Source organism: Azospira sp. I09 (assembly GCF_009177135.1).
Classification (GTDB): domain Bacteria; phylum Pseudomonadota; class Gammaproteobacteria; order Burkholderiales; family Rhodocyclaceae; genus Azospira; species Azospira oryzae.
Window position 1 is genome coordinate 1775906 of the sequence record NZ_AP021844.1, and the last position, 23785, is coordinate 1799690.

Here is a 23785-nt window from a genome sequence, read left to right on the forward strand (position 1 = left end):
GCCGAAAGGAAACGGTGATAATCGACGCTGAATTTGCGGTTTAGCTACTTTTTTGCCGATTTATCACAAAGTTACGGATAGGAGCGGACGGTGGAATTTAGCATAAAAAGCGGTAGTCCGGAAAAGCAGCGCAGCGCCTGTGTGGTGGTCGGAGTTCACGAACCGCGCAAGCTGACCCTGCCGGCGGAACTGCTGGACAACGCTGCCCGCAGCTATATTTCCGACATCATTCGCCGCGGCGACATGGAAGGCAAGCTGGGCTCCACCCTGCTCCTGCACAACGTGCCCGGCACCCTGTGCGACCGGGTCCTGCTGGTGGGCCTGGGCAAAGAGAAGGAATTCCGGGAAAAGGAATACTGCCAGGCCGTGCGCACGGCGGTGAAAACCCTCAATGAAACCGGCTCCTTCGACGGCGTCGTCTTCCTCACCGAAATTCCGGTCAAAAAGCGCACCGTCAGCTGGCGTGTGCGCCAGGCCGCCATCGTCGCCCAGGAAACGGTCTACCGCTTCGATCAGCTGAAGAGCAAGAAGGACGAAGTCCGCCGCCCCCTGCGCAAGCTCACCTTCGCCGTCGAACGGCGCAACGAACTGACGCCGGCCGAAGAAGCCCTCAACCAGGGCCTGGCCATCGCCGAGGGCATGGCCCTGGCGAAGAACCTGGGCAATCTGCCGGGCAACCTGTGCACCCCCACATACCTGGCCGAGCAGGCGACCGCCATGGCCCAGGAACACGGCCTGGAATGCCAGATCCTGGAAAAGGCCGAGATGGAAGCCCTGGGCATGTTCAGCCTGCTCTCCGTCGCCCGCGGCTCCCACCAGCCGCCCAAGTTCATCGTCCTGCAGTACAAGGGCGGCAAGAAGGAAGAGAAGCCCCTGGTGCTGGTGGGCAAAGGCATCACCTTCGACACCGGCGGCATTTCCCTGAAGCCGGCCGCCGAAATGGACGAGATGAAGTACGACATGTGCGGCGCCGCCAGCGTCCTCGGCACCATCAAGGCCGCCGCCCTGATGAAGCTGCCGGTGAACCTGACGGTGATCGTGCCGGCTACGGAGAACATGCCCGGCGGCAGCGCCACCAAGCCCGGCGACGTGGTCACTTCCCTCTCCGGCCAGACCATCGAAGTCCTCAACACCGACGCCGAAGGCCGCCTGGTGCTGTGCGACGCCCTCACCTACGCCGAACGCTTCGAGCCGGAAACGGTGATCGACGTGGCCACCCTCACCGGCGCCTGCGTCGTCGCCCTGGGCGCCGTGGCCACCGGCCTCTTCAGCAACAACGACAGTCTGGCCCGGGAACTGGCCCACTGCGGCGACGAGGCCTTCGACCGGGCCTGGCACATGCCCCTGTGGGAGGACTACCAGGAGCTGCTGAAGAGCAACTTCGCCGACATGGCCAACATCGGCGGCCGTTACGCCGGGGCCATTACCGCCGCCTGCTTCCTCGCCCGTTTCACCAAGAAATTTGAGTGGGCCCACCTGGACATCGCCGGCACTGCCTGGAAGTCCGGCGCCGACAAGGGCGCCACCGGCCGCCCCGTGCCCCTGCTCACCCATTACCTGCTGAAGCGGGCCGGCAAGCTGGATTAAGGCAGGCCCACGACCATGACCCGGGTGGACTTCTACTACGACGTGCCGAACAAGCTGGCCATCGCCGTCAAGCTCGCCCACAAGGCCTTTTCCCAGCGCCTGCCCCTGGCCATCTACACCTCCCAGCCCCCCGTGGCGGAGCAGATCGACCGCCTGCTGTGGACCCAGCCGGCCCTGGGCTTCCTCCCCCACTGCCGGGCCGACGCGCCCCTGGCGGCGGAAACGCCGGTGCTCATCGCCGAGACGCCGGCCGCCCTGGAACGCCTGCCCCAGGACGAGCTGCTGATCAACCTGGACGACGAGGTGCCGCCCGGCTTCGCCCGCTTCAAGCGCCTCATCGAGATCGTCGGCCGCGAAGAGGAAGACAAGACGCCCGGCCGGGCCCGCTTCAAGTTCTACAAGGATCGGGGCTACGAAATCAACCGCCACGACCTTTCCGCCAAATGAGCGACTTCATGAACGGCAACGACGGCACCCCGCCCCCGCCGACGGGCAACTCCAGCGTCATCCCCTTCCCCCCGCGCCGCCGCAGCTTCGTCGCCGCCCCGCCTCCACCGCCGCCCCCGGCGCCGGCCGGCCCCCTGGATCTGGACCTCTCCGACCTGGTGCCGGAAGGCGATGACGACATTCCGGTGCTCACCGAAGTGGTGGATCTGGCCTCGGTCAGCGCCGACGCCCCCGACGAGAAGGACGCCGGCCCCGACCTGGAGGCCCTGCGGGAAACCCTGGCCGACGCCCTGGCGGCCGAACTGGCCCATTCCATCGAGCAACGCCTGGCCTCCGAGCTGCCCAGCCTGGTGGAAGCCACCCTGGCCGGCCTGCAGGACGACCTCAAGGCCGGCATCATCGCCGCCACCGAAGCCGCCCTGAAGGACTTCATCGCCCGCCGGCAACAGCTGCAGCTGCCCTTCGACCCGCCCGCCCCGGGCAACTGAACGGGCCGACCGGCCCAAATCTCCGGACAAGCAGACCGGGAGCGCCCGCCGCTTCCGGTATAATTGCGCCCTTTCCTTTCGCCCCAATCCCCTGATTCCTATGGAACTCGCCAAAAGTTTTGAGCCGGCAGCCGTCGAACGCCACTGGTACCCGCTCTGGGAAGAACGCGGCTACTTCGCCGCCGGCCTGGACACCAGCAAGCCCGCCGACCAGTCCTTCTGCATCCTGCTGCCGCCGCCCAACGTCACCGGCACCCTGCACATGGGCCACGGCTTCAACCAGACCATCATGGATGCCCTCACCCGCTACTACCGGATGAAGGGCCACAACACCCTGTGGCAGCCGGGCACCGACCACGCAGGCATCGCCACCCAGATCGTGGTGGAGCGCCAGCTGGACGCCCAGGGCATTTCCCGCCACGACCTGGGCCGGGAGAAGTTCCTGGAGAAGGTGTGGGAGTGGAAGGAATACTCCGGCGGCACCATCACCCGCCAGATGCGCCGCATGGGCACCAGCCCCGACTGGAAGCGGGAACGCTTCACCATGGATGCCGGCCTCAACAAGATCGTCACCGAATCCTTCGTCCGCCTCTACAAGGAAGGTCTCATCTACCGCGGCAAGCGCCTGGTGAACTGGGACCCGAAGCTGCACACTGCCGTCTCCGACCTGGAAGTGGTGCAGGAGGAGGAAGACGGTTTCATGTGGCACATCCGCTACCCCCTGGCGGACGGCAGCGCCACCCTGACCGTGGCCACCACCCGGCCCGAGACCATGCTGGGCGACACCGCCGTCATGGTCCACCCGGAGGATGAGCGCTACAAGCACCTCATCGGCAAGATGGTGAAGCTGCCCCTGACCGACCGGGAAATCCCGGTCATCGCCGACGCCTATGTGGACATGGAATTCGGCACCGGCGTGGTGAAAGTCACCCCGGCCCACGACTTCAACGACTACGCCGTGGGCCAGCGCCACAACCTGCCGATCATCAGCATCCTGACTCTGGATGCCAAGATCAACGAGCACGCCCCCGAGAAGTACCGGGGCCTGGACCGGTTCGATGGGCGCAAGGCCGTGGTGGCCGACCTGGAAGCCCTGGGCATCCTGGAAAAGACCGACAAGCACAAGCTCAAGGTGCCCCGCGGCGACCGTACCGGCGTGGTCATCGAGCCCATGCTCACCGACCAGTGGTTCGTCGCCATGAGCAAGCCCGGCGAGGACGGCAAGTCCATCACCGAGAAGGCCCTGGACGTGGTGCAGTCCGGCGAGATCAAGTTCTACCCGGAAAACTGGGTGAACACCTACAACCAGTGGCTCAACAACATTCAGGACTGGTGCATCTCCCGCCAGCTGTGGTGGGGCCACCAGATTCCCGCCTGGTACGGCGTTAACGGCGAAGTCTTCGTCGCCCACAACGAGGAAGAAGCCCGGGCCCAGGCCGACGCCGCCGGTTACGCCGGCCAGCTGACCCGGGATGCGGACGTGCTCGACACCTGGTACTCCTCCGCCCTGTGGCCCTTCTCCACCCTGGACTGGACGCCCGAGTATCCGGCCAAGTCCAACCCGGCCCTGGACCTCTACCTGCCCTCCTCCGTGCTGGTCACGGGCTTCGACATCATCTTCTTCTGGGTGGCGCGCATGGTCATGATGACCAAGCACATCACCGGCAAGATCCCCTTCAAGCACGTCTACGTGCACGGCCTGATCCGGGACGGCGAAGGCCAGAAGATGTCCAAGTCCAAGGGCAACGTGCTGGACCCCATCGACCTCATCGACGGTATCGACATCGATGCCCTGGTGCAGAAGCGCACCACCGGCCTGATGAATCCCAAGCAGGCCGAGAGCATCGCCAAGAAGACCAAGAAGGAATTCCCCGAAGGCATTCCCGCCTTCGGCACCGACGCCCTGCGCTTCACCTTCGCCAGCCTGGCTTCCCCCGGCCGCGACATCAAGTTCGACCTGAACCGCTGCGACGGCTACCGCAACTTCTGCAACAAGCTGTGGAACGCCACCCGCTTCGTGCTGATGAACGTGGAAGGCCACGACCTGGCCCTGGAGCACCAGCAGGCCGCCGGCGGCGCCTGCAGCGCCGATGCGCCGCTGAAGTTCAGCTTTGCCGACCGCTGGATCGTCAGCCACCTGCAGAAGGTGGAGCAGGAAATGGCCAAGCACTTCGAGGAATACCGCTTCGACCTGCTGGCCCAGACCCTCTACCGCTTCATCTGGGACGAGTTCTGCGACTGGTATCTGGAAATCGCCAAGGTGCAGATGAACGGCGGCACTCCGGAAGAAGCCAAGGCCACCCGCCGCACCCTGGTGCGGGTGCTGGAGACCATCCTGCGCCTGGCCCACCCGCTGATCCCCTTCATCACCGAGGAACTGTGGCAGGCCGTGGCCCCCATCGCCGGCCGCAAGGACGCCGAGTCCATCATGCTCACCCGCTACCCGGAAGCCAACCCGGCGAAGCTGGACGAGGCCTCGGAAGCCCAGGTGGCCCTGCTCAAGGAACTGGTGGGTGCCTGCCGCAACCTGCGCGGCGAGATGAACATGTCCCCCGCCACCAAGGTGCCCCTGCTCGCCGTCGGCGACAAGGAAGCCCTGGCCCGCTTCGCCCCCTACCTGGCGGCCCTGGCCAAGCTCTCCGAAGTGCAGATCGTGGACGACATTGCCAGCGACGAGCCAGCCCCCGTGGCCGTGGTCGGCAACTTCCGCCTGATGCTCAAGGTGGAGATCGACGTGGCCGCCGAGAAGGAGCGCCTGAGCAAGGAAATCGCCCGTCTCGAAGGGGAGATCGCCAAGGCCCACGCCAAGCTCTCCAACGAGAGCTTCGTCGCCCGGGCCCCGGAAGCCGTGGTGGCCCAGGAGAAGGAACGCCTGGCCAACTTCAGCGCCACCGTGGACAAGCTCAAGCCCCAGCTGGAAAAGCTGAACAAGGCCTGAGCCGGCCCGCTCCCCCCAGAAAAACGCCCCGGTTGAGCCGGGGCGTTTTTGTTTTCGGGCTTGGGTAAGCTGAAGCCCTAGAGGTATTGCAGGCACTCGGCCTGCGAGGCAATAGGCACGCCATTTCTGGCAGGACATCGCTGGCGAATGCCGTCCTTGCTTGCCCCCAGGGCAAGTGGCCTTTCAGCCCTGGGACGCCAGCGTCACCGGCACCAGCCCCCGCAGGGCGTTGCCCATGTACAGCGCTTCGGCCCGGGCCAGGTCGGCCAGGGTCAGCACCCGTTCCCGGGCCTCGCCGGATTCCAGCAGGCGCCGGCGCAGGATGCCCGGCAGCAGGCCGCAGGCCAGGGGCGGGGTGTAGAGTACGCCGTCGAGGCGGACGAAGACGTTGCTGCGGGCACCCTCGCAGACTTCGTCCCGCTCGTTGAGGAAAAGGGCATCGAAGCCGCCGGGCAGGGCCATGACCCGCTGCAACTCCCCATCGTAGAGGGCCCGGGCGGTGGTCTTGTGGCGCAGCAGGTAGCGGCGGGAATCGAGACGGTGGGGCGAGAGATGGACCTGCCACGGCCCCGGGGAGGACTCCAGGGGCACGGCCTGCCGCTGCAGGGTGCCGGCCTTGTTGAGGCTCAGGCGCACGCGGAAGCGCCCCCGGGGATGGGCCGTGGCCAGGGCCGCCAGGGCCTGGGCCACGCTGGCGTCGTCGTGGGCGAAGCCCAGGGCCTGGGCCGAGGCGGCCAGGCGCTGGCGATGCAGTTCACCGTCGGGGAAGGCGCCGTCATCCAGACGCAGGGTCTCGATCAGTTCCAGGCCCGGGTCCAGGTCGGTGAGGAAGCGGGCCTTGAGCAGGCATTCCCGGTACTCGGCGGCGGGCTCGGAGTCGGTGACGATGCCGCTGCCCACACCCATGACGCCGCGCCCGTCGGCTCCCAGTTCCAGGCTGCGGATGGCCACGTTGAGGCAGAAATCCCCGTCCGGCGCCAGCAGCCCCAGGCTGCCGGTGTACAGGCCCCGGGGCCCGACTTCCAGTTCCTCGATGATTTCCATGGCCCGCAGCTTGGGCGCGCCGGTGATGGAACCGCAGGGAAAGAGGGCCGCCAGGGTCTCGCCCGGGCCGACACCCGGGGCCCGGGCGCTGACCGTGGAGGTCATCTGGAAGACGCTGGGGTAGGTCTCGATGGCGAACAGCTGCTCCACCCGCACCGAGCCGGTCTGGGCCAGGCGCCCCAGGTCGTTGCGCAGCAGATCAACGATCATCAGGTTTTCCGCCCGGTCCTTGGCCGAGGCCGCCAGGGCGGCCCGGTTGGCCGCATCGCCGGCCTCGTCTGCCCCCCGCGGCGCGGTGCCCTTCATGGGCCGGGTACGCAGGGTGTCGCCGCGGCGCGCGACGAACAGTTCGGGGGACAGGGAGAGTATCCGCCGCTCCGCTGTCAGCACCAGACCGCCCAGGGGCGTCGGCTGGCGTTGCCGCAGACGGGCGTAGAGGGCCAGGGGATGGCCGTAGGCATGGAAATGCAGGGGAAAGGTGAAATTGACCTGGTAGCAGTCGCCAGCGGCGATGTAGTCCCGGATGCGCTGCACCGCCGCGGCATGGGCGGCTTGGTCCAGCCCCGGCGCCAGCTCGGCGATACCGCAGGCGGTCTGGTCTGCCGGCAGGGCCGCCACCTGGTCCGCCAGCCAGTTCCGGGCGGCATCGGCGTCAAGTCGTTGCGCCGCGGCGAAAAGCCACAGGTGGCCTCGGGGCGCTGGGCTGTCGGGCAGGAGATGCGGGCATCCCGCCTTGCCCGGCTGCAGCAGGCGCCCCAGTTCGTAATCCAGGGCCAGCACGGCCCACCAGCCCCGGGCGGCGCCATCCTTGGCGGCGGCCAGCCCACGCTCCAGGTCCTGTAAGGTGTGCAGGGCATGGGTCTGTCGCAGGTCAGTGCACAGCCGGGCGCCGCCCTCCTCTTCGAGGAAGGCGAAGGCGGCGGCCTCGACGGGGCCCGGGGACGGCGGGGTCAGGGACAACGGGGAAGGGGAACAGGAAGCGGCAGGAACGGCAAGGAGGCCGCCGCACCGGACGGCAGGGCCTACTTGCGCTTGAAGAGGAAGGTGAACACCCGCTCCTCTTCGCCGGAGGCCAGCAATTCGTTGCCGGTCTGCTTGGCGAAGGCCTGGAAGTCCTTCACCGCCCCCGGGTCCGTCGCCAGGACGCGCAGCAGCTGGCCGCTCTGCATTTCCGCCAGGGCTTTCTTGGTACGCAGGATGGGCAGGGGGCAGTTGAGGCCCTTGACGTCGAGTTCGCGATCGGGGGTCATGGCAGGCGGGATTCAGGAGAAAGGCAGGCCGCCATGGTAGCGGCCCCCCGGGGCCTTGCCAAGCCGCCGGGAAGGCCGGCCTAGCGCTTCTGCCGGGCTTCCTCTTCCTGACGGGTGCGCAGCTCCCGCAGGCGGGCATCCACCACGGACTGCTCGTAGAAATTGCCGTCGCCGGAGCGCTGGGCCATCTGCAGCTGGTCGATGGCCGGCAGCAGCTGCCCCTGCAGGGCATAGGCCTCGGCCAGGGCCTGGTGCTGCTGCAGCCGTCGGCCCAGGGCCGAGGCGGTCTTGGCCTTCAGGCTCCACAGCTTGTAGTCGCCGGTGTACAGCTGCAACTGGCCGTCCAGATAGGCCAGGGCCTCGGCCGGACGCTTGTCCGCCAGCAGGGCCTCGCTGTAGCCGTACATGAGGGACTTGGCGAAGGGGGCATTGCGCAGGGCGCTCTTGTAGATGGCGATGGCGCCGGCCACGTCACCCTGGGCGCTGCGGCTCTCCGCCGCCAGATTGTCCAGCATCGGCGAAGTGACCTTGAGCCGGCGCAGATTCTGGATTTCCTGTTCCACCGCGGCGTAGTTCCTGGCCCGCAGCTGGGCATGGGCCAGGCCGAAGCGGATGCCGGCCTCGTTGGCGAACTTGCGTTCCTTGAGCAGGTGCTCCAGGTCCGCCACCGCCTCCCTGGGCGTGCCCAGCTGGGCACGCAGCTTGCCGCGCACCAGGTGGAAATCCAGGCTGTCCGGCACCTGCTTGTAGGGCGTCTTCTGGGCCCGGTTCTGCATGTCGGCGATCCGCTCCACCGTCAGGGGGTGGGTGCGCATGTAGGACGGGGCATTGTTCTCGTAGAGGCGGGAAGCCTGCTGCAGGCGCTGGAAGAAATCTCCCATGCCGCGCACGTCGAAGCCGGCCTTCTCCAGGGTCTGGAAGCCGATGCGGTCCGCCTCCCGCTCGAAGTCCCGGGAGAAACCGAGCTGGGACTGCACCATGGCCGCCTGGGAGCCGACGATGGCGGCGGAGGCCGCATCCGGGTTCTTGCTGGCGGCCAGCAGGGCCAGGGCCATGGCGGCCATGGCGACAATGGAGTTCTGCTTTTCCTTGGCGATGCCCCGGGCCAGGTGATGCTGGGTGACGTGGGAGATTTCGTGGGCCAGCACCCCCGCCAGTTCCGATTCGCTCTGGGCCGAGGTGATCAGGCCCGTATTCACCCCCACGTAGCCGCCGAAGGTGGCGAAGGCGTTGATGGTGGGGTCCTTCATGACGAAGAAGGTGAAGCCGAAGCCCGGATCGGGACTGGCCGCCGCCAGACGCTGGCCCAGCTGGTCCACGTAGGCGGCGATTTCCGGATCGTCCAGGTATTGGGGATCGCGCAGGCGGATTTCGTTGAGGATGCTCTCCCCGACCTTCTTCTCCAGCTGGGGCGGAATGTCGCTCTGGGAGGAGTCCCCCAGGTCCGGTAGACCGTCCGCCAGGACCGGCGGCATGGCACCGAGGAGAGCGGCCACCAGCATGGTGGCGAGGGCGCCGCGCCGGACACGCCGGGGGCGGGAAGGCTGGGTTCGCGGGGCAAAATTCATGGTGCTATGATACCGCGCTTCCCTTGCCCGTTCCCTGACGCCATGGCCGCCGAAACAACCTTTACACAATTTACCCATTTCGACGCCGGCGGCCAGGCCCACATGGTGGACGTGGGCGACAAGGCCGAAACCCAGCGCCGTGCCATCGCCACCGGCCGCATCCTGATGGAACCGGCCACCCTGGCACTGATCCGGGACGGCAACGCGAAGAAGGGCGACGTCATCGGCATCGCCCGCATCGCCGCCATCCAGGGCGCCAAGCGCACCGCCGACCTGATTCCCCTGTGCCACCCCATCGCCCTCACCCGGGTGGCCGTGGACTTCGACATCGATGCCGCCGCCAATGCGGTGGAATGCACCGCCACCACCCAGTGCACCGGCCGCACCGGGGTCGAGATGGAAGCCCTCACCGCCGTCAGCGCCGGCCTGCTCACCATCTACGACATGTGCAAGGCCGTCGATCGCGGCATGCGCATCGAAGGCATCCGCCTGCTGGAAAAGGCCGGCGGCAAATCGGGCCTGTGGCAGGCCGAGTGATCCTCCGACAGACTTCTTACCCAAGAGACCCCATGGACGCCATCCGCCGTCATCTCCTGCAAAGCGCCGCCCGGGGCGGCCTCGCCGTCGCCCTCCTGGGGGCCGGCCTGCTGCGCCCGACCCGGGTGCTCGCCGCCGACTGGAACCAGCCGGCCTTTGCCGCCACCACCCTGGGCGAAGCCCTCAAGGCCTACGGCACCTCGCCGGTGCCCGACAGCAGGGAAGTGCAGATCGTCGCCGCCGACGTCGCGGAGAACGGCGGCAATGTGCCGGTGGAAGTGCTGGTCAAGCTGCCCGCGGTGCAGAGCATCGCCCTCTTCGTCGAAAAGAATCCCTTCCCCCTGGCCGCCAGCATCGAGCTGGCGCCGGGCGTCCTGCCCTACCTCAAGGTGCCCCTCAAGCTGGCCGAATCCACCCGGGTCAAGGCCGTGGTCAAGGCCGGCGGCAAGACCTATGTGGCCACCCGGGAAATCGGCGTCACCATCGGCGGCTGCGGCGGCTAGGAGAAGGAAATGGCAGAACCCATGAAAATCCGCGCCACCCACCAGGGCGAATTCACCGAAGTGAAGGTGCTCTTGCAGCACCCCATGGAAACCGGCCAGCGCCGGGACCCGAAAACCGGCAACAACCTGCCGCCCCACTTCATCCAGACCTTCAGCCTGGCGGTGAACGGCAAACCCATGGTCCAGGCCCAGCTCAACACCTCGGTGGCGAAAAACCCGGTGCTCACCTTCCGCCTCCAGGGCGTCAAGGCGGGCGACCGGCTGCAGGCCCAATGGCATGACAACAAGGGCGACAGCCGCAGCGACGAGGCTGTCGTCGGCGCCTGACTCCGGACCAGCATCCGGCACTACAAAACAAAAAAGCCCGCCTGGATGCCAGGCGGGCTTTTTCTTGGTGCAAATCCTGTGGGGCTTAAGCCTTCTGGATGTTGGACGCTTGCTTGCCCTTAGGACCTTGGGTGACGTCGAAGCTGACCTTCTCGCCTTCCTTCAGGGTCTTAAAGCCATTCATGTTGATGGCGGAGAAATGAGCGAACAGATCTTCGCTGCCATCATCGGGGGTAATGAAACCAAAACCCTTGGCGTCGTTAAACCATTTGACGGTACCAGTTGCCATATGTGCTACTTCCTTCTTGAATAAATCTTAAAACGGGAACTACTGTGCGTTGACTCCCCGACTGGCATGTTTGGTTTTCAAGACCGTGCGTGCGCCGTGCCAGAGTGTTTAAAGAATCCGGCAATTACTTGAAGCCAAACACAGCCGACGTTGTACGCTAAGTTGTTTGCATACGTCAAGCTATTTTGCGCCCCCCGCCGCCCATTTGCCCCGGACCCGGCGAAAGGCCTTGATAGACGGGGCTCCGGGCCAGTAAATACGGGCCTTGGCCAAGAGTGTTGCAGAATGCCCAAAGCCGATTAGAATCGGTCCATGGCGATACAGCATGAAAACAATCAGGGCAGCGTGGCCCTGGAAAAGAAGAGTTCCAAGGTCAAGCCGCCACCGATGTATAAGGTGCTGCTTTTGAACGACGATTTCACCCCCATGGACTTCGTCATTCTGGTGTTGCAAAAGTTTTTTGCCAAAGATCGAGAACAAGCGACGCGAATCATGCTCAAAGTCCATAACGAGGGGCGGGGATTGTGCGGGGTTTACCCCCGGGACATCGCCGCCACCAAGGTGGATCAGGTTGTTGCATTTGCACGCCAGCATCAGCACCCCCTGGTGTGCGTTATGGAGGAAAACTGAATGATCGCGCAGGAACTTGAAGTCAGCTTGCACATGGCCTTCGTCGAGGCTCGGCAAAAGCGCCACGAATTCATCACCGTCGAGCATCTGCTGCTGGCGCTGGTGGACAATCCTTCCGCCGCCGAGGCTCTGCGCGCCTGCTCCGCCAATGTGGAACAGCTGCGGCGGGACCTGCAGACCTTCATCGACGAGCACACCCCCACGGTGACCGGCGAGGACGAGATCGACACCCAGCCGACCCTGGGCTTCCAACGCGTCATCCAGCGCGCCATCCTGCATGTGCAGTCGTCCGGCAAGAAGGAAGTGACCGGCGCCAACGTGCTGGTGGCCATCTTCGGCGAGAAGGATTCCCACGCCGTGTTCTTCCTGCAGAAGCAGGGGGTCACCCGGCTCGACGTGGTGAACTTCATTTCCCACGGCATCAGCAAGTCGCCCCAGCCGGCCAAGGCGGAAACGGAACAGGAGACGGACGGCGACAACCGCCCCGAAGCCGGCCCCCTGGAAAGCTACACCATCAACCTCAACGCCCAGGCGCTGCAGGGCAAGATCGATCCCCTCATCGGCCGGGACAAGGAGGTGGAGCGGGTGATCCAGACCCTCTGCCGCCGGCGCAAGAACAACCCGCTGCTGGTGGGCGAAGCCGGTGTGGGCAAGACCGCCATCGCCGAGGGCCTGGCCCGCCGCGTAGTCGAAGGGGACGTGCCGGAAATTCTGGCCAAGGCCCATGTCTATGCCCTGGACATGGGCGCCCTGCTGGCCGGCACCAAGTACCGGGGCGACTTCGAGCAGCGCCTCAAGGGCGTGCTCAAGGCCCTGCAGGACAATCCAGACGCCATTCTCTTCATCGACGAGATTCACACCCTGATCGGCGCCGGCGCCGCTTCCGGCGGCACCCTGGATGCCTCCAACCTGCTCAAGCCGGCCCTCTCCGGCGGCCAGCTGAAGTGCATCGGGGCCACCACCTACACCGAGTACCGGGGTATTTTCGAGAAGGACCACGCCCTTTCCCGCCGTTTCCAGAAGATCGACGTGAATGAGCCCTCCGTGGCCGAAACCGTGGAAATCCTCAAGGGTCTGAAGACCCGCTTCGAATCCCACCACGGCATCAAGTATTCCAGCGCCGCCATCAACTCGGCGGTGGAGCTGGCGGCCCGTTTCATCACCGACCGCCACCTGCCGGACAAGGCCATCGACGTCATCGACGAGGCCGGTGCCGCCCAGCGCATCCTGCCCAAGTCGCGGCAGAAGAAGATCATCGGCAAGCCGGAGATCGAGGAGATCGTTGCCAAGATCGCCCGCATCCCCTCCAGCCACGTTTCCAACGACGACAAGGCGACCCTGAAGAACCTGGAGCGGGACCTGAAGGCCACCGTTTTCGGCCAGGATGCGGCCATTGACGCCCTGGCCAAGGCCATCAAGATGGCCCGTTCCGGCCTCGGCGCCCCGGGCAAGCCCATCGGCGCCTTCCTCTTCTCCGGCCCCACCGGCGTCGGCAAGACGGAAGTGGCCAAGCAGCTCGCCTACTTCCTCGGCGTGGACCTGACCCGCTTCGACATGTCCGAGTACATGGAACGGCATGCCGTCTCCCGCCTCATCGGCGCGCCCCCCGGCTATGTGGGTTTCGACCAGGGCGGCCTGCTGACCGAAGCCGTCACCAAGAAGCCCTACTGCGTGCTGCTGCTGGACGAAATCGAGAAGGCCCATCCGGACATCTACAACATCCTGCTGCAGGTGATGGACCACGGCACCCTGACCGACAACAACGGGCGCAAGGCTGATTTCCGCAACGTAGTCATCATCATGACCACCAACGCCGGCGCCGCCGAGTTGCAGAAGCCGTCGGTGGGCTTCACTTCCAGCAAGGAAGTGGGCGACGAGATGGTGGAGATCAAGCGCCTGTTCACGCCGGAGTTCCGCAACCGGCTGGACGCCACCATTTCCTTCAAGCCCCTGGACCACGACATCATCCTGCGGGTGGTGGACAAGTTCCTCATGCAGCTGGAAGAGCAGTTGCACGAGAAGAAGGTGGAAGCCGTATTCACCGACGCCCTCAAGGACATGCTGGCGGAGCGGGGCTTCGACCCGCTCATGGGGGCCCGGCCCATGGCCCGCCTGATCCAGGACACCATTCGCGCCGCCCTGGCCGACGAACTGCTGTTCGGCCGCCTGGCCCACGGCGGCAAGGTCACCGTGGATGTGGACAAGGAGGGCAAGGTGAAGCTCGAATTCGCCAAGGAGGCGGAAGCGGTAGCCTGAGTCCGACCCGACCCAAAAGGCTGCGCCCCTTCCGGCGCAGCCTTTTTTTTGCCTAGAATCCGGAACCGCCAACCACCACCAGAAAATCAGGAGACCCCATGAGCTTCACCACCCCGGACCTGTGCGATGCCAACGAAGCCGCCATCGGCCACACCCTGCGCGTCGTCGCCCCCATGTTCAAGGCCTACGGCGGCCGTGCCCGCTTTTCCGGCCGCATCCACACCCTGAAGATTTTTGAGGACAACTCCCTAGTGCGCGAGGCCCTGGGCCAGCCCGGACAGGGCAAGGTGCTGGTGGTGGATGGCGGCGGCTCCCTGCGCTGCGCCCTGGTGGGCGACCAGCTGGCCGTGCTGGCCCAGAAGAAAGGCTGGGAAGGCATCGTCGTGTATGGCTGCATCCGGGATTCGGCCGAGATCAACCGTACCGACCTGGGGGTGCGCGCCCTGGACACCCACCCCCAGAAAAGCATCAAGAAGGGCGTCGGCGACCAGAACATCGACGTCACCTTCGGCGGCGTCACCTTCAAGCCGGAGGAATGGATCTACGTGGATGAAGACGGCGTCATCGTCTCCGCCACGCCCCTGCTGTAAGCGACACCGCCCTGCCGGGGCCGTCCGCCGGGACGGCCCCACCCTCTCTGTTCCTCTTCCCCTCGCCCTCCTCCATCCCGCCTGCGCGGCCCGCGGGCACCCACCGTTTTCTCAGCGGCGGCCGGCCATTTCCACGACCTGACAATGCCCACGGGTTTTCCCCAATTCCTTTGAACAGGAAAGCCGGAGTCATCCCGCACTGCCCACCCAATTCATTTCACTGCCGCGAATATCGTTTCATATAGCGGAACGCGATTTGCAACACCATAAAAATACAGGGAAAAATATTGTCTTGTGTCTTATATAAGACATGTGTTGCTGTGCAAAATCGGCGCTATACTTTTTTCCCATCGGAGCACAGGAAACGTCACCCCGACACTGGCCTCCGAATCTTCCGCCAACGCTATTTATAGAGGAACCGAACATGAGCACTCGCGAACAGCAAATCGCCGCCCTGGAAAAAGACTGGGCTGAGAACCCCCGTTGGAAGGGCGTCAAGCGTGGTTATTCCGCTGCTGACGTGGTTCGTCTGCGCGGCTCCCTGCAGCCCGAGTACACCTTCGCCCAGCGCGGTGCCAAGGTCCTCTGGGAAAAGGTCAACGGCGGCGCCAAGAAGGGCTACGTGAATGCTTTCGGCGCCATCACCGCCGGTCAAGCCATGCAACAGGCCAAGGCCGGCCTGGAAGCCGTGTATCTGTCCGGCTGGCAGGTTGCTGCCGACGGCAACACCTCCGAAACCATGTATCCGGACCAGTCCCTGTATGCCTACGACTCCGTCCCCACCATGGTTCGCCGCATCAACAACACCTTCAAGCGCGCTGACGAAATCCAGTGGTCCCGCGGCATCAACCCCGGCGACAAGGAATTCATCGACTACTTCCTGCCCATCGTGGCCGACGCTGAAGCCGGTTTCGGCGGCGTGCTGAACGCCTTCGAACTGATGAAGAACATGATCGCCGCCGGCGCCGCCGGTGTGCACTTCGAAGACCAGCTGGCTGCCGCCAAGAAGTGTGGCCACATGGGTGGCAAGGTGCTGGTGCCGACCCGCGAAGCCGTGGAAAAGCTGATCTCCGCCCGTTTCGCCGCTGACGTCATGGGCGTGCCGACCCTGATCCTGGCCCGTACCGATGCCGAAGCTGCCAACCTGATCACATCCGACTACGACGCCAACGACAAGCCCTTCCTCACCGGCGAACGTACCCAGGAAGGCTTCTTCCGCGTCAAGAACGGTCTGGAACAGTCCATCTCCCGCGGCGTTGCCTACGCTCCCTACGCCGATCTGGTGTGGTGCGAAACCGGCGTGCCCGACATCGGCTTCGCCCGTGAATTCGCCCAGGCCGTGCATGCTGCCTGCCCCGGCAAGCTGCTGTCCTACAACTGCTCCCCGTCCTTCAACTGGAAGAAGAACCTCAACGACAGCCAGATCGCTTCCTTCCAGGAAGAACTGTCCGCCCTGGGCTACAAGTACCAGTTCATCACCCTGGCCGGCATCCACGTCAATTGGTACAACACCTTCAAGTTCGCCAAGGCCTACGCCGGCGGCGAAGGCATGAAGCACTACGTGGAAATGGTGCAGGAGCCCGAATTCGCCGCCCGCGAAGACGGCTACACCTTCGTTTCCCACCAGCAGGAAGTGGGCACCGGCTACTTCGACGACGTGACCACCGTGATCCAGGGCGGCTCCTCCTCCGTCAAGGCCCTGACCGGTTCCACCGAAGAAGAACAGTTCCACTAAGCAGCACCCGCGGGCATCCCGGCCAGGGTCGGGATGCCCGGCAGCAGATCAGTCTGCTGCCATCAGGAATCCGAATTGCATCATCCCTTATCCTCTTGCTTGGGGAACAGGCCGACACCCACAAGGTGTCGGCTTTTTTTATGTGCCGTCACAAAAAGGCCCATGACAGAAGCGGGCCTGCAGGCAAGAATGGCGGCTCCTTCCGCCTTCGCCCCCAGGCCATGAACGCCGCCAGCCTCGCCCGACTGCTCCTGCTCGCCGCCATCTGGGGCGCCTCCTTCCTCTTCCTGCGCCTCACCGTGCCCGCCTTCGGCACCGTGTGGACGGTGGAAGTGCGGGTCATCCTGGCCGCCGCCAGCCTCACCCTGTTCGCCTGGTGGAGCGGCGAGGCCCTGCAGTGGCGCCGGCACTGGCGCCAGTACCTGATCATCGGCCTGTGCAACTCGGCCCTGCCCTTCCTGCTCTTTGCCTATGCCGCCCAGAGCCTGGGGGCCGGCCTGCTCTCCATCCTCAATTCCACCTCACCCCTCTTCGCCGTCATCATCGGCGCCCTGTGGCTGCGCCAGCCCATCCGCGCCGTGACCGTGGCCGGCCTGCTGCTGGGCCTGGGGGGTGTGGCCGTGCTGGCCTGGGACGGGCTGCAGAGCAGCGGCAGTCCCGACGCCTGGCTGCCCATGCTGGCCGCCGCCCTGGCCCCTTCCGCCTACGCCTTCGCCAGCGTGTACAGCCGACACCACGGCCAGGGCATCACGCCCCTGGCCACCACCCAGGGCAGCATGATCTGCGCCGCCCTGCTGGTGCTGCCCCTGGCCGCGCCCCAGGGCCTGCCGGCGGCAGCCACTCCCACCGCCTGGGGCGCCCTGCTGGGCCTGGCGGTGTTGTGCACGGCCTGGGCCTACCAGCTCTATTTCCGGCTGGTGCACGAAGTGGGGCCCCTGGGCGCCCTCTCGGTGACCTTCCTCATTCCGGTATTCGGCGTGCTGTGGGGGGTGTTGCTGCTGGGAGAAAAGCTGGGCGGCCACCTGCTGTTGGGCGGCTCCCTGGTGCTGCTGGGCACGGCCCTGGCCAACGGCCTGCTGAAGTGGCCGCGGCTGGCCCGCCCGGCCTAGGTCAGCGGCTAGCGCGACGCGCCACGACGCCGGCCAGAGCCAGGATTTCCTCGCCTTCGTCGGCGGAAAAGCCTTGCGGCAGGGCCGGCCGGCCGTCACCGGCCAGGGCGGCGGCGACGGAACGGCCCAGGATGGCGCCGTCCGGCAGGATGGGGCCGAAGAAGCGCAATTCGCCGCCCCGGATCACCGCCAGGGTGGGAAAGGTTTCCACATCGAGACTGGGCAGGGCGTCCGCCGCATCCTCGATGTCGATCCAGGCCCAGGCGCCCTCATGGCCCGCCGCGGCGGCCGCCGTGGCGGCCTCGAAGCCCCGGCAGACGCCGCACCAGGCGGCGCAGAGCACCAGCACCACCGGCGCTGCCGGCGCCCCATCGGCGTCGTCGGGCCATTGCAGGTCGGCAAAGCGCAACAGGGAAACGGGGGACTGGGACATGGCGGCAAAGGCCGCCGCAGCGGCCGCGAAGTGGGCGGGGAAGGCGGCCATTGTGCGCCAATCCCGCCGCCCGGGGGAATGGGTGGCGCGGGAAAAGGTGGGGAACCGGGCGCCGGATCACGGATAGCAGGCCCTGCCGCCCGGCATTGCCAAGGCGGCCCCGGGCGCGGATAATCCGCCCTCCCGCAGGAGAGAGGGGCCCTTGCCGCAACTGGCGCCGGGCCTCCGCCGAAGGCGCAAGCTCCCATAATCGCTCAGGCACCAGGAACTGCGGGTTTCGTATTTGCCGTCTGGAGAGCGGCCGGCCGCAACGCGGCGCGGCCCACCGAAGGGGCTAAGCCGGCGCCGTGGGGCGCAGGCCGAAACTCTCAGGTACAAGGACAGGGGGAGAGGCGCATCCGGCAAGGGTCTTCAGCATGGCCTGCCGCCGGACCTTATCTGTAAAGGCGCTTCCGTCATGCCCTGCCACGCCCCAATACCGGCGCACCTGCCGGCCTATTCCCTTTGCTTTGTCGCATCCTGCCTGCCTCTGCGGGGAGGTGTTCCGTGCTGATCACCATCTACCTCATCGCCATCACCGCCGAGGCCATGTCCGGCGCCCTGGCCGCCGGCCGGCGCAACATGGACATCTTCGGCGTCGCCTTCATCGCCTTCGTCACCGCCCTGGGCGGCGGCACCATCCGCGACATGGTGCTGGGCCACTTCCCCATCGGCTGGACCCAGCATCCGCCCTACATCTACCTGGTCATTTCCGCCGGCCTGGTGACCACTCTCTTCGCCCGCTTCATGCACCACCTGAAGACCGTCTTCCTGGTGCTGGACGCCCTGGGCCTCATCGCCTTTTCCCTGATCGGCTGCGAAGTGGCCCTGGGCATGGGCTACGCCCCGGTGGTGGTGATCATGGCCGGCATGATCACCGGCATCTTCGGCGGCATCCTGCGGGACGTGCTGTGCAACCAGGTGCCGGTGGTGTTCCGCCAGGAGCTGTACGCCAGCGTCTCCCTGGCCGTGTGCAGCCTCTACCTGGTGCTGCGGGACCTGGGCCTGGGCACGGAGGCCAACACCCTGATCAGCTTCGGCCTGGGCCTGGCCCTGCGCCTCTGCGCCATCTGGCGCGGCTGGAAGCTGCCCACCTTCTCCTACCGCCAGCGCTGGGACTGATGCCGGCCCGGCCCCGGGAAATCCCCGGGGCCCGCCGATCGATTCTTTTGATGGCCGGAAACCGGCCCCGGGCCGCCGGGTCCATCCCTCATCGCCGGGCTTGACCCACCACAACAACGATGAGGAGACCCACCATGCCCCACCGCAGCATTGCCCACATCATCAGCCAGCAGACCCCGGTCACCGCGACCGCCGACCTTACCGTGCGGGAGGCCTGCCAGCGCATGGCCGCCGCCAGGGTCGGCGCCCTGCTGGTGGTGGAACACGGCTTTCTCACCGGCATCTTCACCGAGCGGGACGCCCTCAACCGGGTCCTGGCCCCGGGGCTGGACCCGGAGCACACCCTGCTGTCCGAGGTGATGACCGCCAATCCCCGCGCCGTGCCACCGGAAAAGCCCCTCTCCTACGCCCTGCACCTGATGCACATCGGCGGCTACCGCCACATGCCGGTGGTGCAGGCGGGGCGCCCCCTGGGCATGGTCTCGGTACGGGACGCCCTGGGGGTGGAAATCTGCGATTTCGAGCGGGACCTGGAATCCCTGGAAAAGATCGCCACCGCCCTGTAGGCCCCGCCTGCCCCGGACTACCGGGCAGGCGCCGACGCCTCAAGCCGGCGTCTGCCAGTAGCCCGGGTTGCCGTAGGTGTTCTTGAGGAAGTCGATGAACAGCCGCACCCGCAACGGCAGATGGCGGCGCTGGGGAAAGACGGCGTAGATGCCCACCGGCGGCGCCGCCCATTCGTCCAGCAGGGACACCAGCCGGCCCGCCGCCAGATCCTCCCCCACCTCCCACACCGAACGCCAGGCCAGGCCGTAGCCGGCCAGAGCCCATTCGTGCAGCACGGCGCCGTCGTTGCACTCCAGGGTGCCCGCCACCTTCAGCACCAGGCTCTCCCCTGCCTTTTCCGGATGGCGGAAGGTCCAGCCCCGCTGCTGACCGAGGGACAGGCAGTTGTGCCCGGCCAGGTCCTCCAGGGCCCGGGGCGTGCCGCGCCGCGCCAGGTAGGCGGGGCTGGCCACCACCACCCGCCGCATGTCCCCCAGCTTCAGGCTCACCAGGCTGGAATCGCTCAGTTCGCCGATGCGCACCGAGAGGTCGATGGCCTCGTTCACCAGATCCACCAGGCGGTCCGTCAGGTCCAGGTTCACCGTCACTTCCGGATTGCCGGAAAGGAAGTCGGCTACCAGGGGCGCCACGTGCTTGCGCCCGAAACCGGCCGGGGCCGAGACCTTGAGGTGGCCGCTGGCCTTGACCCCGCCCAGGCTGACCGAGGCTTCGGCATTGGCCAGGTCGTTGAGGATGCGCTGGCAGTCCTCCAGGAAAGCGCTGCCCTCGAAGGTGAGGGACAGCTTGCGCGTGGTGCGCACCATCAGCTTCACCCCCAGGCGGGCCTCCAGGGCGTCCAGGCGGCGGCCGATGATGGCCGGGGTCACCCCTTCCTGGGCCGCGGCGGCGGAGAGGCTGCCCTTGGCGGCCACGTTCACGAAGGCATTGATCTGCTTGAAGGCATCCATGGCATTACATACTTAAAGTAAAAGATCATTCGCTGCAATCCTAGCTTATCTTTTACCTCGAGCAACAATAAACTGCGATGCGTAGGCTGATCCATAATCTCCGGATCGACCCGCAAACCCCAAGTCCGACAGAGAAAAAATGACCGCCCCCTGCCCGATCAAAGCCATCGCCTTCGACGCCTACGGAACGCTGTTCGACGTTTATTCCGTCGGCGCCCTGGCCGAGCAGCTTTTCCCGGGCAAGGGGGTGGCGCTCGCCGCCCTGTGGCGCGACAAGCAGATCGAATACAGCCGCATCCGCAGCATGAGCGGCCGCTACAAGCCCTTCTGGGAAGTCACCCAGGACGCCCTCATCTATGCCGGCGCCGCCATCGGCGTGGCCATGGGCGAAACGGAACGGGGCCGGCTGATGAGCCAGTACGCCTGCCTCTCCGCCTTCCCGGAAAACCTGCCGGCCCTCAAGGAACTGAAGACCCTGGGCCTGCCCCTGGCCATCCTCTCCAACGGCACCCGGGCCATGCTCGACATCGCCGTCAAGAGCAGCGGCATGGGCGGCATCTTCGACCACATCCTGTCCGTCGAGATGGTGCAGAAATTCAAGACGGACCCGGAGGTGTACCAGCTGGGACCCGACGCCTTCGACCTGCCGGCCCGGGAAATCCTCTTCGTCTCGGCCAACAGCTGGGATGCCTGCGCCGCCACCTGGTTCGGCTACACCACCTTCTGGATCAACCGTACCGGCCAGCCGCCGGAGCAGCTCAACGTCAGCCCCACGGCCAGCGGCCATCGTCTCTCCGACGTGGTGGCCTTCGTGCGGGAGAGCCAGTGATGGAACTCCTCACCATTGCCCTGGTGGGCGGCGGCGCCTTTCTCGCCGGCGGCATGAACGCCATGGCCGGCGGCGGCACCTTCTTCTCCTTCCCCGCCCTGCTCGCCGCCGGGGTGCCCCCGGTCACCGCCAACGCCAGCAACACCGTGGCCCTGTGGCCCGCCAGCCTGTCTTCCGCCTGGGCCTACCGGCGGGAACTGCTGCGGCACAAGTCCTGGGTCATCCTGCTCACGGTGGTGGCCCTGATCGGCGGCCTCGCCGGCGGCCTGTTGCTGCTGGCCACCTCCAACGCCGCCTTCGCCAAGCTCATCCCCTGGCTGCTGCTCACCGCCACGGCCCTTTTCGCCTTTTCCGGCCAGGTCGCGAAGCTGGTGGCCTGGAGCAAGACCCGCCTGGGCCTCCAGGCCGATCCCGATGCCGGGCGCAGGAGCGTCGGCGGAACCCTCTTTCAGCTCGCCGTATCGATCTACGGCGGCTTTTTCGGTGCCGGCCAGGGCATCCTCATGCTCGCGGCCCTGTCGATCCAGGGCCTGGAGGACATGCAGGAGCTCAACGCCATCAAGAACTGGCTGTCGGCAATCAACTACACGGTGTCGGGCCTCACCTTCATCATCGCTGGCGCCATCAGCTGGCCCCACACGCTGCTGATGCTGGTGACCGCCATGGCCGGCGGCTACGCCGGCGCCGCCCTGGCCCGGCGCCTGCCGGCCCTGTGGCTGCGCCGCCTGGTGGTGGCCGTGGGCACCGTGCTGACGATCATCTACTTCGTCAAAACCTATTTCTGAAATTTCCCTTTTCCCGATTACGCATTTTCAACGATTCAAACTAGGAGAGACCATGAGCCTGAACCTGCCCGCCGGTATGCAAATCACCGCTCCCATCCAGCCCCAGTACGAAAGCATCCTCACCCTGGAGGCCCTGGAGTTCGTCGCCAAGCTGCACCGCGCCTTCGAAGGCCGCCGCCAGGAACTGCTGAAGGCCCGCGTCGAGCGCCAGGCCCGCATCGATGCCGGCGAGATGCCCGACTTCCTGCCCGAGACCAAGCACATTCGCGAAGGTGACTGGAAGGTCGCCCCTTTGCCCGCCGCCCTGGAGCGTCGCCGCACCGAAATCACCGGCCCGGTCGAAGCCAAGATGATCATCAACGCCTTCAACTCCGGCGCTGATTCCTACATGACCGACTTCGAGGATTCCAATTCCCCCAACTGGGACAACCAGATCCAGGGTCAGGTCAACCTCTACCAGGCCATCCGCCGCCAGCTTTCCTTCAAGAACGAAGCCGGCAAGGAATACAAGCTCAACGACCAGATCGCCACCCTGCAGATCCGTCCCCGGGGCTGGCACCTGGATGAAAAGCACGTGACCGTGGACGGCCAGCGCGTCGCCGGCGGCATCTTCGACTTCGCCCTGGTCTTCTTCCACAACGCCAAGGAACAGATCGCCCGCGGCGCCGGCCCCTTCTACTACCTGCCGAAGATGGAATCCCATCTGGAAGCCCGCCTGTGGAACGACATCTTCGTCATGGCCCAGGACCACATCGGCCTGCCCCAAGGGACCATCAAGGCCACCGTGCTGGTGGAAACCATCCTCGCCACCTTCGAGATGGAAGAGATCCTCTACGAACTGCGCAACCACTCTGCCGGCCTCAACGCCGGCCGTTGGGACTACATCTTCTCCTGCATCAAAAAGTTCAAGAAGAACAATGACTTCTGCCTGGCCCAGCGCGGCGTCATCACCATGGAAGTGCCCTTCATGCGCTCCTACGCCCTGGCCCTGGTGCAGGCCTGCCACAAGCGCGGCGCCCCCGCCATGGGCGGCATGAGCGCCCTGATCCCCATCAAGAACGACCCGGTGGCCAATGAGAAGGCCCTGGCCGGCATCCGCCACGACAAGGCCCGCGATGCCAAGGACGGCTTCGACGGCGGCTGGGTGGCCCACCCCGGTCTGGTTTCCATCGCCCACGAAGAGTTCGTCAAGGTCCTGGGCGACAAGCCCAACCAGTGGGAAAAGCAGGTGGAAGGCTCCTTCGGTCCCAAGGACTGGCTCAACTTCCAGCCCGAGCAGCCCATCACCGAAGCCGGCCTGCGCAACAACATCAACGTCGGCATCCACTACCTGGGTTCCTGGCTGGCCGGCAACGGCTGCGTGCCCATCCACAACCTGATGGAAGATGCGGCCACCGCCGAAATCTCCCGCTCCCAGGTATGGCAGTGGGTGGTCTCTCCCAAGGGCATCCTGGACGACGGCCGCAAGGTCACCGTGGAAATGGTGCGCCCCATGATCGCCGAGGAACTGGCCAAGGTGAAGGCCACCGTTGCAGCCCAGGGCGAAGACACCGCCACCTACGACCAGGCCGCCGTGATCTTCGACAAGATGAGCCTGACCCCGGACTATCCGGAGTTCCTCACCCTGCCGCTGTACGAAGCCATGGCCTAAAGCCTGCAAACGGTCCTTGCGGCAAGAGGAAACGCCCCGGCATCCCCGGGGCGTTTTTTTTGGGCCTGCCGCCATCCGCCGGGCCAGTTGGCCTGTCCCACCCTTTCGTGGGAG

General features: G+C 65.9%; 23 protein-coding genes and 1 riboswitch. Of the genes, 17 read left to right on the forward strand and 6 right to left on the reverse strand.

The window, feature by feature from the left end:
- The first annotated feature begins 90 nt into the window (after window positions 1-90).
- From AZSP09_RS08220 to AZSP09_RS08235, 4 genes are all read left to right on the forward strand, one after another.
- On the forward strand, window positions 91-1587 hold the full coding sequence (locus tag AZSP09_RS08220; RefSeq protein ID WP_130459068.1) for a leucyl aminopeptidase: 1497 nt from the start codon (window positions 91-93) through the stop codon (window positions 1585-1587).
- A gap of 15 nt (window positions 1588-1602) precedes the next feature.
- Window positions 1603-2034: a DNA polymerase III subunit chi gene (locus tag AZSP09_RS08225; protein WP_014238545.1), complete on the forward strand. Its 432-nt coding sequence runs from the start codon at window positions 1603-1605 to the stop codon at window positions 2032-2034.
- Window positions 2031-2522, forward strand: coding sequence for a hypothetical protein (locus AZSP09_RS08230; RefSeq protein ID WP_043798442.1), 492 nt, complete (start codon window positions 2031-2033; stop codon window positions 2520-2522). Before AZSP09_RS08225 ends, AZSP09_RS08230 begins: the two co-directional genes overlap by 4 nt.
- A 100-nt stretch (window positions 2523-2622) precedes the next feature.
- The gene (locus AZSP09_RS08235; RefSeq protein ID WP_152089731.1) at window positions 2623-5460 is read left to right on the forward strand and encodes a valine--tRNA ligase; all 2838 of its coding nucleotides are present in this window, start codon (window positions 2623-2625) and stop codon (window positions 5458-5460) included.
- A 183-nt stretch (window positions 5461-5643) separates the two neighbouring features.
- On the opposite strand, the gene pabB is transcribed toward AZSP09_RS08235, so the two are convergent.
- The 3 genes from pabB to AZSP09_RS08250 all read right to left on the reverse strand — a co-directional run bounded on the left by pabB (window position 5644) and on the right by AZSP09_RS08250 (window position 9322).
- A complete protein-coding gene (pabB, locus tag AZSP09_RS08240; RefSeq protein ID WP_152089732.1) occupies window positions 5644-7464 on the reverse strand; it encodes an aminodeoxychorismate synthase component I in 1821 nt (606 codons plus the stop codon).
- 62 nt (window positions 7465-7526) lie between these two features.
- Window positions 7527-7754 carry a sulfurtransferase TusA family protein gene (locus tag AZSP09_RS08245; protein ID WP_014235129.1) on the reverse strand — a complete coding sequence of 76 codons (228 nt, stop codon included), beginning with the start codon at window positions 7752-7754 and terminating at the stop codon, window positions 7527-7529.
- An 80-nt stretch (window positions 7755-7834) separates the two neighbouring features.
- Entirely contained in the window at window positions 7835-9322 is a 1488-nt protein-coding gene (locus tag AZSP09_RS08250) for a M48 family metalloprotease (RefSeq protein ID WP_152089733.1), read from the reverse strand.
- A 42-nt stretch (window positions 9323-9364) separates the two neighbouring features.
- Between AZSP09_RS08250 and moaC the strand changes: the two genes are divergently transcribed.
- From moaC to soxZ, 3 genes are read left to right on the forward strand one after another with little or no spacing between them, the layout of a single operon-like run.
- On the forward strand, window positions 9365-9859 hold the full coding sequence (gene moaC, locus AZSP09_RS08255) for a cyclic pyranopterin monophosphate synthase MoaC (protein ID WP_130459073.1): 495 nt from the start codon (window positions 9365-9367) through the stop codon (window positions 9857-9859).
- A 32-nt stretch (window positions 9860-9891) separates the two neighbouring features.
- Window positions 9892-10362, forward strand: a complete 471-nt coding sequence (gene soxY, locus AZSP09_RS08260; RefSeq protein WP_152089734.1) for a thiosulfate oxidation carrier protein SoxY — start codon at window positions 9892-9894, stop codon at window positions 10360-10362.
- Between the two features lie 9 nt (window positions 10363-10371).
- Window positions 10372-10689 carry a thiosulfate oxidation carrier complex protein SoxZ gene (gene soxZ, locus AZSP09_RS08265; RefSeq protein ID WP_014235133.1) on the forward strand — a complete coding sequence of 106 codons (318 nt, stop codon included), beginning with the start codon at window positions 10372-10374 and terminating at the stop codon, window positions 10687-10689.
- An 85-nt stretch (window positions 10690-10774) separates the two neighbouring features.
- Here soxZ and AZSP09_RS08270 read toward each other — a convergent pair whose 3' ends face one another.
- On the reverse strand, window positions 10775-10978 hold the full coding sequence (locus AZSP09_RS08270) for a cold-shock protein (RefSeq protein ID WP_014235134.1): 204 nt from the start codon (window positions 10976-10978) through the stop codon (window positions 10775-10777).
- Between the two features lie 312 nt (window positions 10979-11290).
- On the opposite strand from AZSP09_RS08270, the gene clpS reads away from it, so the two are divergent.
- The 5 genes from clpS (at window position 11291) to AZSP09_RS08295 (ending at window position 17298) form a co-directional block, all read left to right on the forward strand.
- A complete protein-coding gene (gene clpS / locus AZSP09_RS08275) occupies window positions 11291-11608 on the forward strand; it encodes an ATP-dependent Clp protease adapter ClpS (RefSeq protein WP_014235135.1) in 318 nt (105 codons plus the stop codon).
- Entirely contained in the window at window positions 11609-13864 is a 2256-nt protein-coding gene (gene clpA, locus AZSP09_RS08280; protein ID WP_152089735.1) for an ATP-dependent Clp protease ATP-binding subunit ClpA, read from the forward strand.
- A gap of 98 nt (window positions 13865-13962) precedes the next feature.
- On the forward strand, window positions 13963-14454 hold the full coding sequence (gene rraA, locus AZSP09_RS08285) for a ribonuclease E activity regulator RraA (RefSeq protein WP_152089736.1): 492 nt from the start codon (window positions 13963-13965) through the stop codon (window positions 14452-14454).
- 424 nt (window positions 14455-14878) lie between these two features.
- Window positions 14879-16189, forward strand: coding sequence for an isocitrate lyase (gene aceA / locus AZSP09_RS08290; protein WP_014235138.1), 1311 nt, complete (start codon window positions 14879-14881; stop codon window positions 16187-16189).
- A gap of 221 nt (window positions 16190-16410) precedes the next feature.
- Complete coding sequence (locus AZSP09_RS08295; RefSeq protein WP_172974723.1) at window positions 16411-17298, forward strand: DMT family transporter; 888 nt, start codon at window positions 16411-16413, stop codon at window positions 17296-17298.
- Between the two features lies 1 nt (window position 17299).
- On the opposite strand, the gene AZSP09_RS08300 is transcribed toward AZSP09_RS08295, so the two are convergent.
- Entirely contained in the window at window positions 17300-17782 is a 483-nt protein-coding gene (locus tag AZSP09_RS08300) for a thioredoxin domain-containing protein (RefSeq protein WP_152089738.1), read from the reverse strand.
- Between the two features lie 125 nt (window positions 17783-17907).
- Window positions 17908-18012: riboswitch (glycine riboswitch) on the forward strand.
- 265 nt (window positions 18013-18277) lie between these two features.
- Here AZSP09_RS08300 and AZSP09_RS08305 point away from each other — a divergent pair.
- Both AZSP09_RS08305 and AZSP09_RS08310 read left to right on the forward strand, forming a co-directional pair.
- Window positions 18278-18892: a trimeric intracellular cation channel family protein gene (locus AZSP09_RS08305; RefSeq protein ID WP_014235141.1), complete on the forward strand. Its 615-nt coding sequence runs from the start codon at window positions 18278-18280 to the stop codon at window positions 18890-18892.
- A gap of 134 nt (window positions 18893-19026) precedes the next feature.
- Window positions 19027-19458, forward strand: coding sequence for a CBS domain-containing protein (locus AZSP09_RS08310; protein ID WP_152089739.1), 432 nt, complete (start codon window positions 19027-19029; stop codon window positions 19456-19458).
- Window positions 19459-19497: 39 nt separating this feature from the next.
- On the opposite strand, the gene AZSP09_RS08315 is transcribed toward AZSP09_RS08310, so the two are convergent.
- Window positions 19498-20406 carry a LysR family transcriptional regulator gene (locus tag AZSP09_RS08315; RefSeq protein ID WP_152089740.1) on the reverse strand — a complete coding sequence of 303 codons (909 nt, stop codon included), beginning with the start codon at window positions 20404-20406 and terminating at the stop codon, window positions 19498-19500.
- Window positions 20407-20545: 139 nt separating this feature from the next.
- Here AZSP09_RS08315 and AZSP09_RS08320 point away from each other — a divergent pair, with 139 nt between their 5' ends.
- Genes AZSP09_RS08320 through aceB form a run of 3 tightly spaced genes read left to right on the forward strand, consistent with a single transcriptional unit; the run spans window position 20546 to window position 23671 of the window.
- Complete coding sequence (locus AZSP09_RS08320; protein WP_152089741.1) at window positions 20546-21235, forward strand: haloacid dehalogenase type II; 690 nt, start codon at window positions 20546-20548, stop codon at window positions 21233-21235.
- A complete protein-coding gene (locus AZSP09_RS08325) occupies window positions 21235-22020 on the forward strand; it encodes a sulfite exporter TauE/SafE family protein (protein WP_014235145.1) in 786 nt (261 codons plus the stop codon). The genes AZSP09_RS08320 and AZSP09_RS08325 overlap by 1 nt, the downstream gene beginning before the upstream one ends.
- A 52-nt stretch (window positions 22021-22072) precedes the next feature.
- On the forward strand, window positions 22073-23671 hold the full coding sequence (gene aceB / locus AZSP09_RS08330) for a malate synthase A (protein ID WP_152089742.1): 1599 nt from the start codon (window positions 22073-22075) through the stop codon (window positions 23669-23671).
- Window positions 23672-23785: the final 114 nt, after the last annotated feature.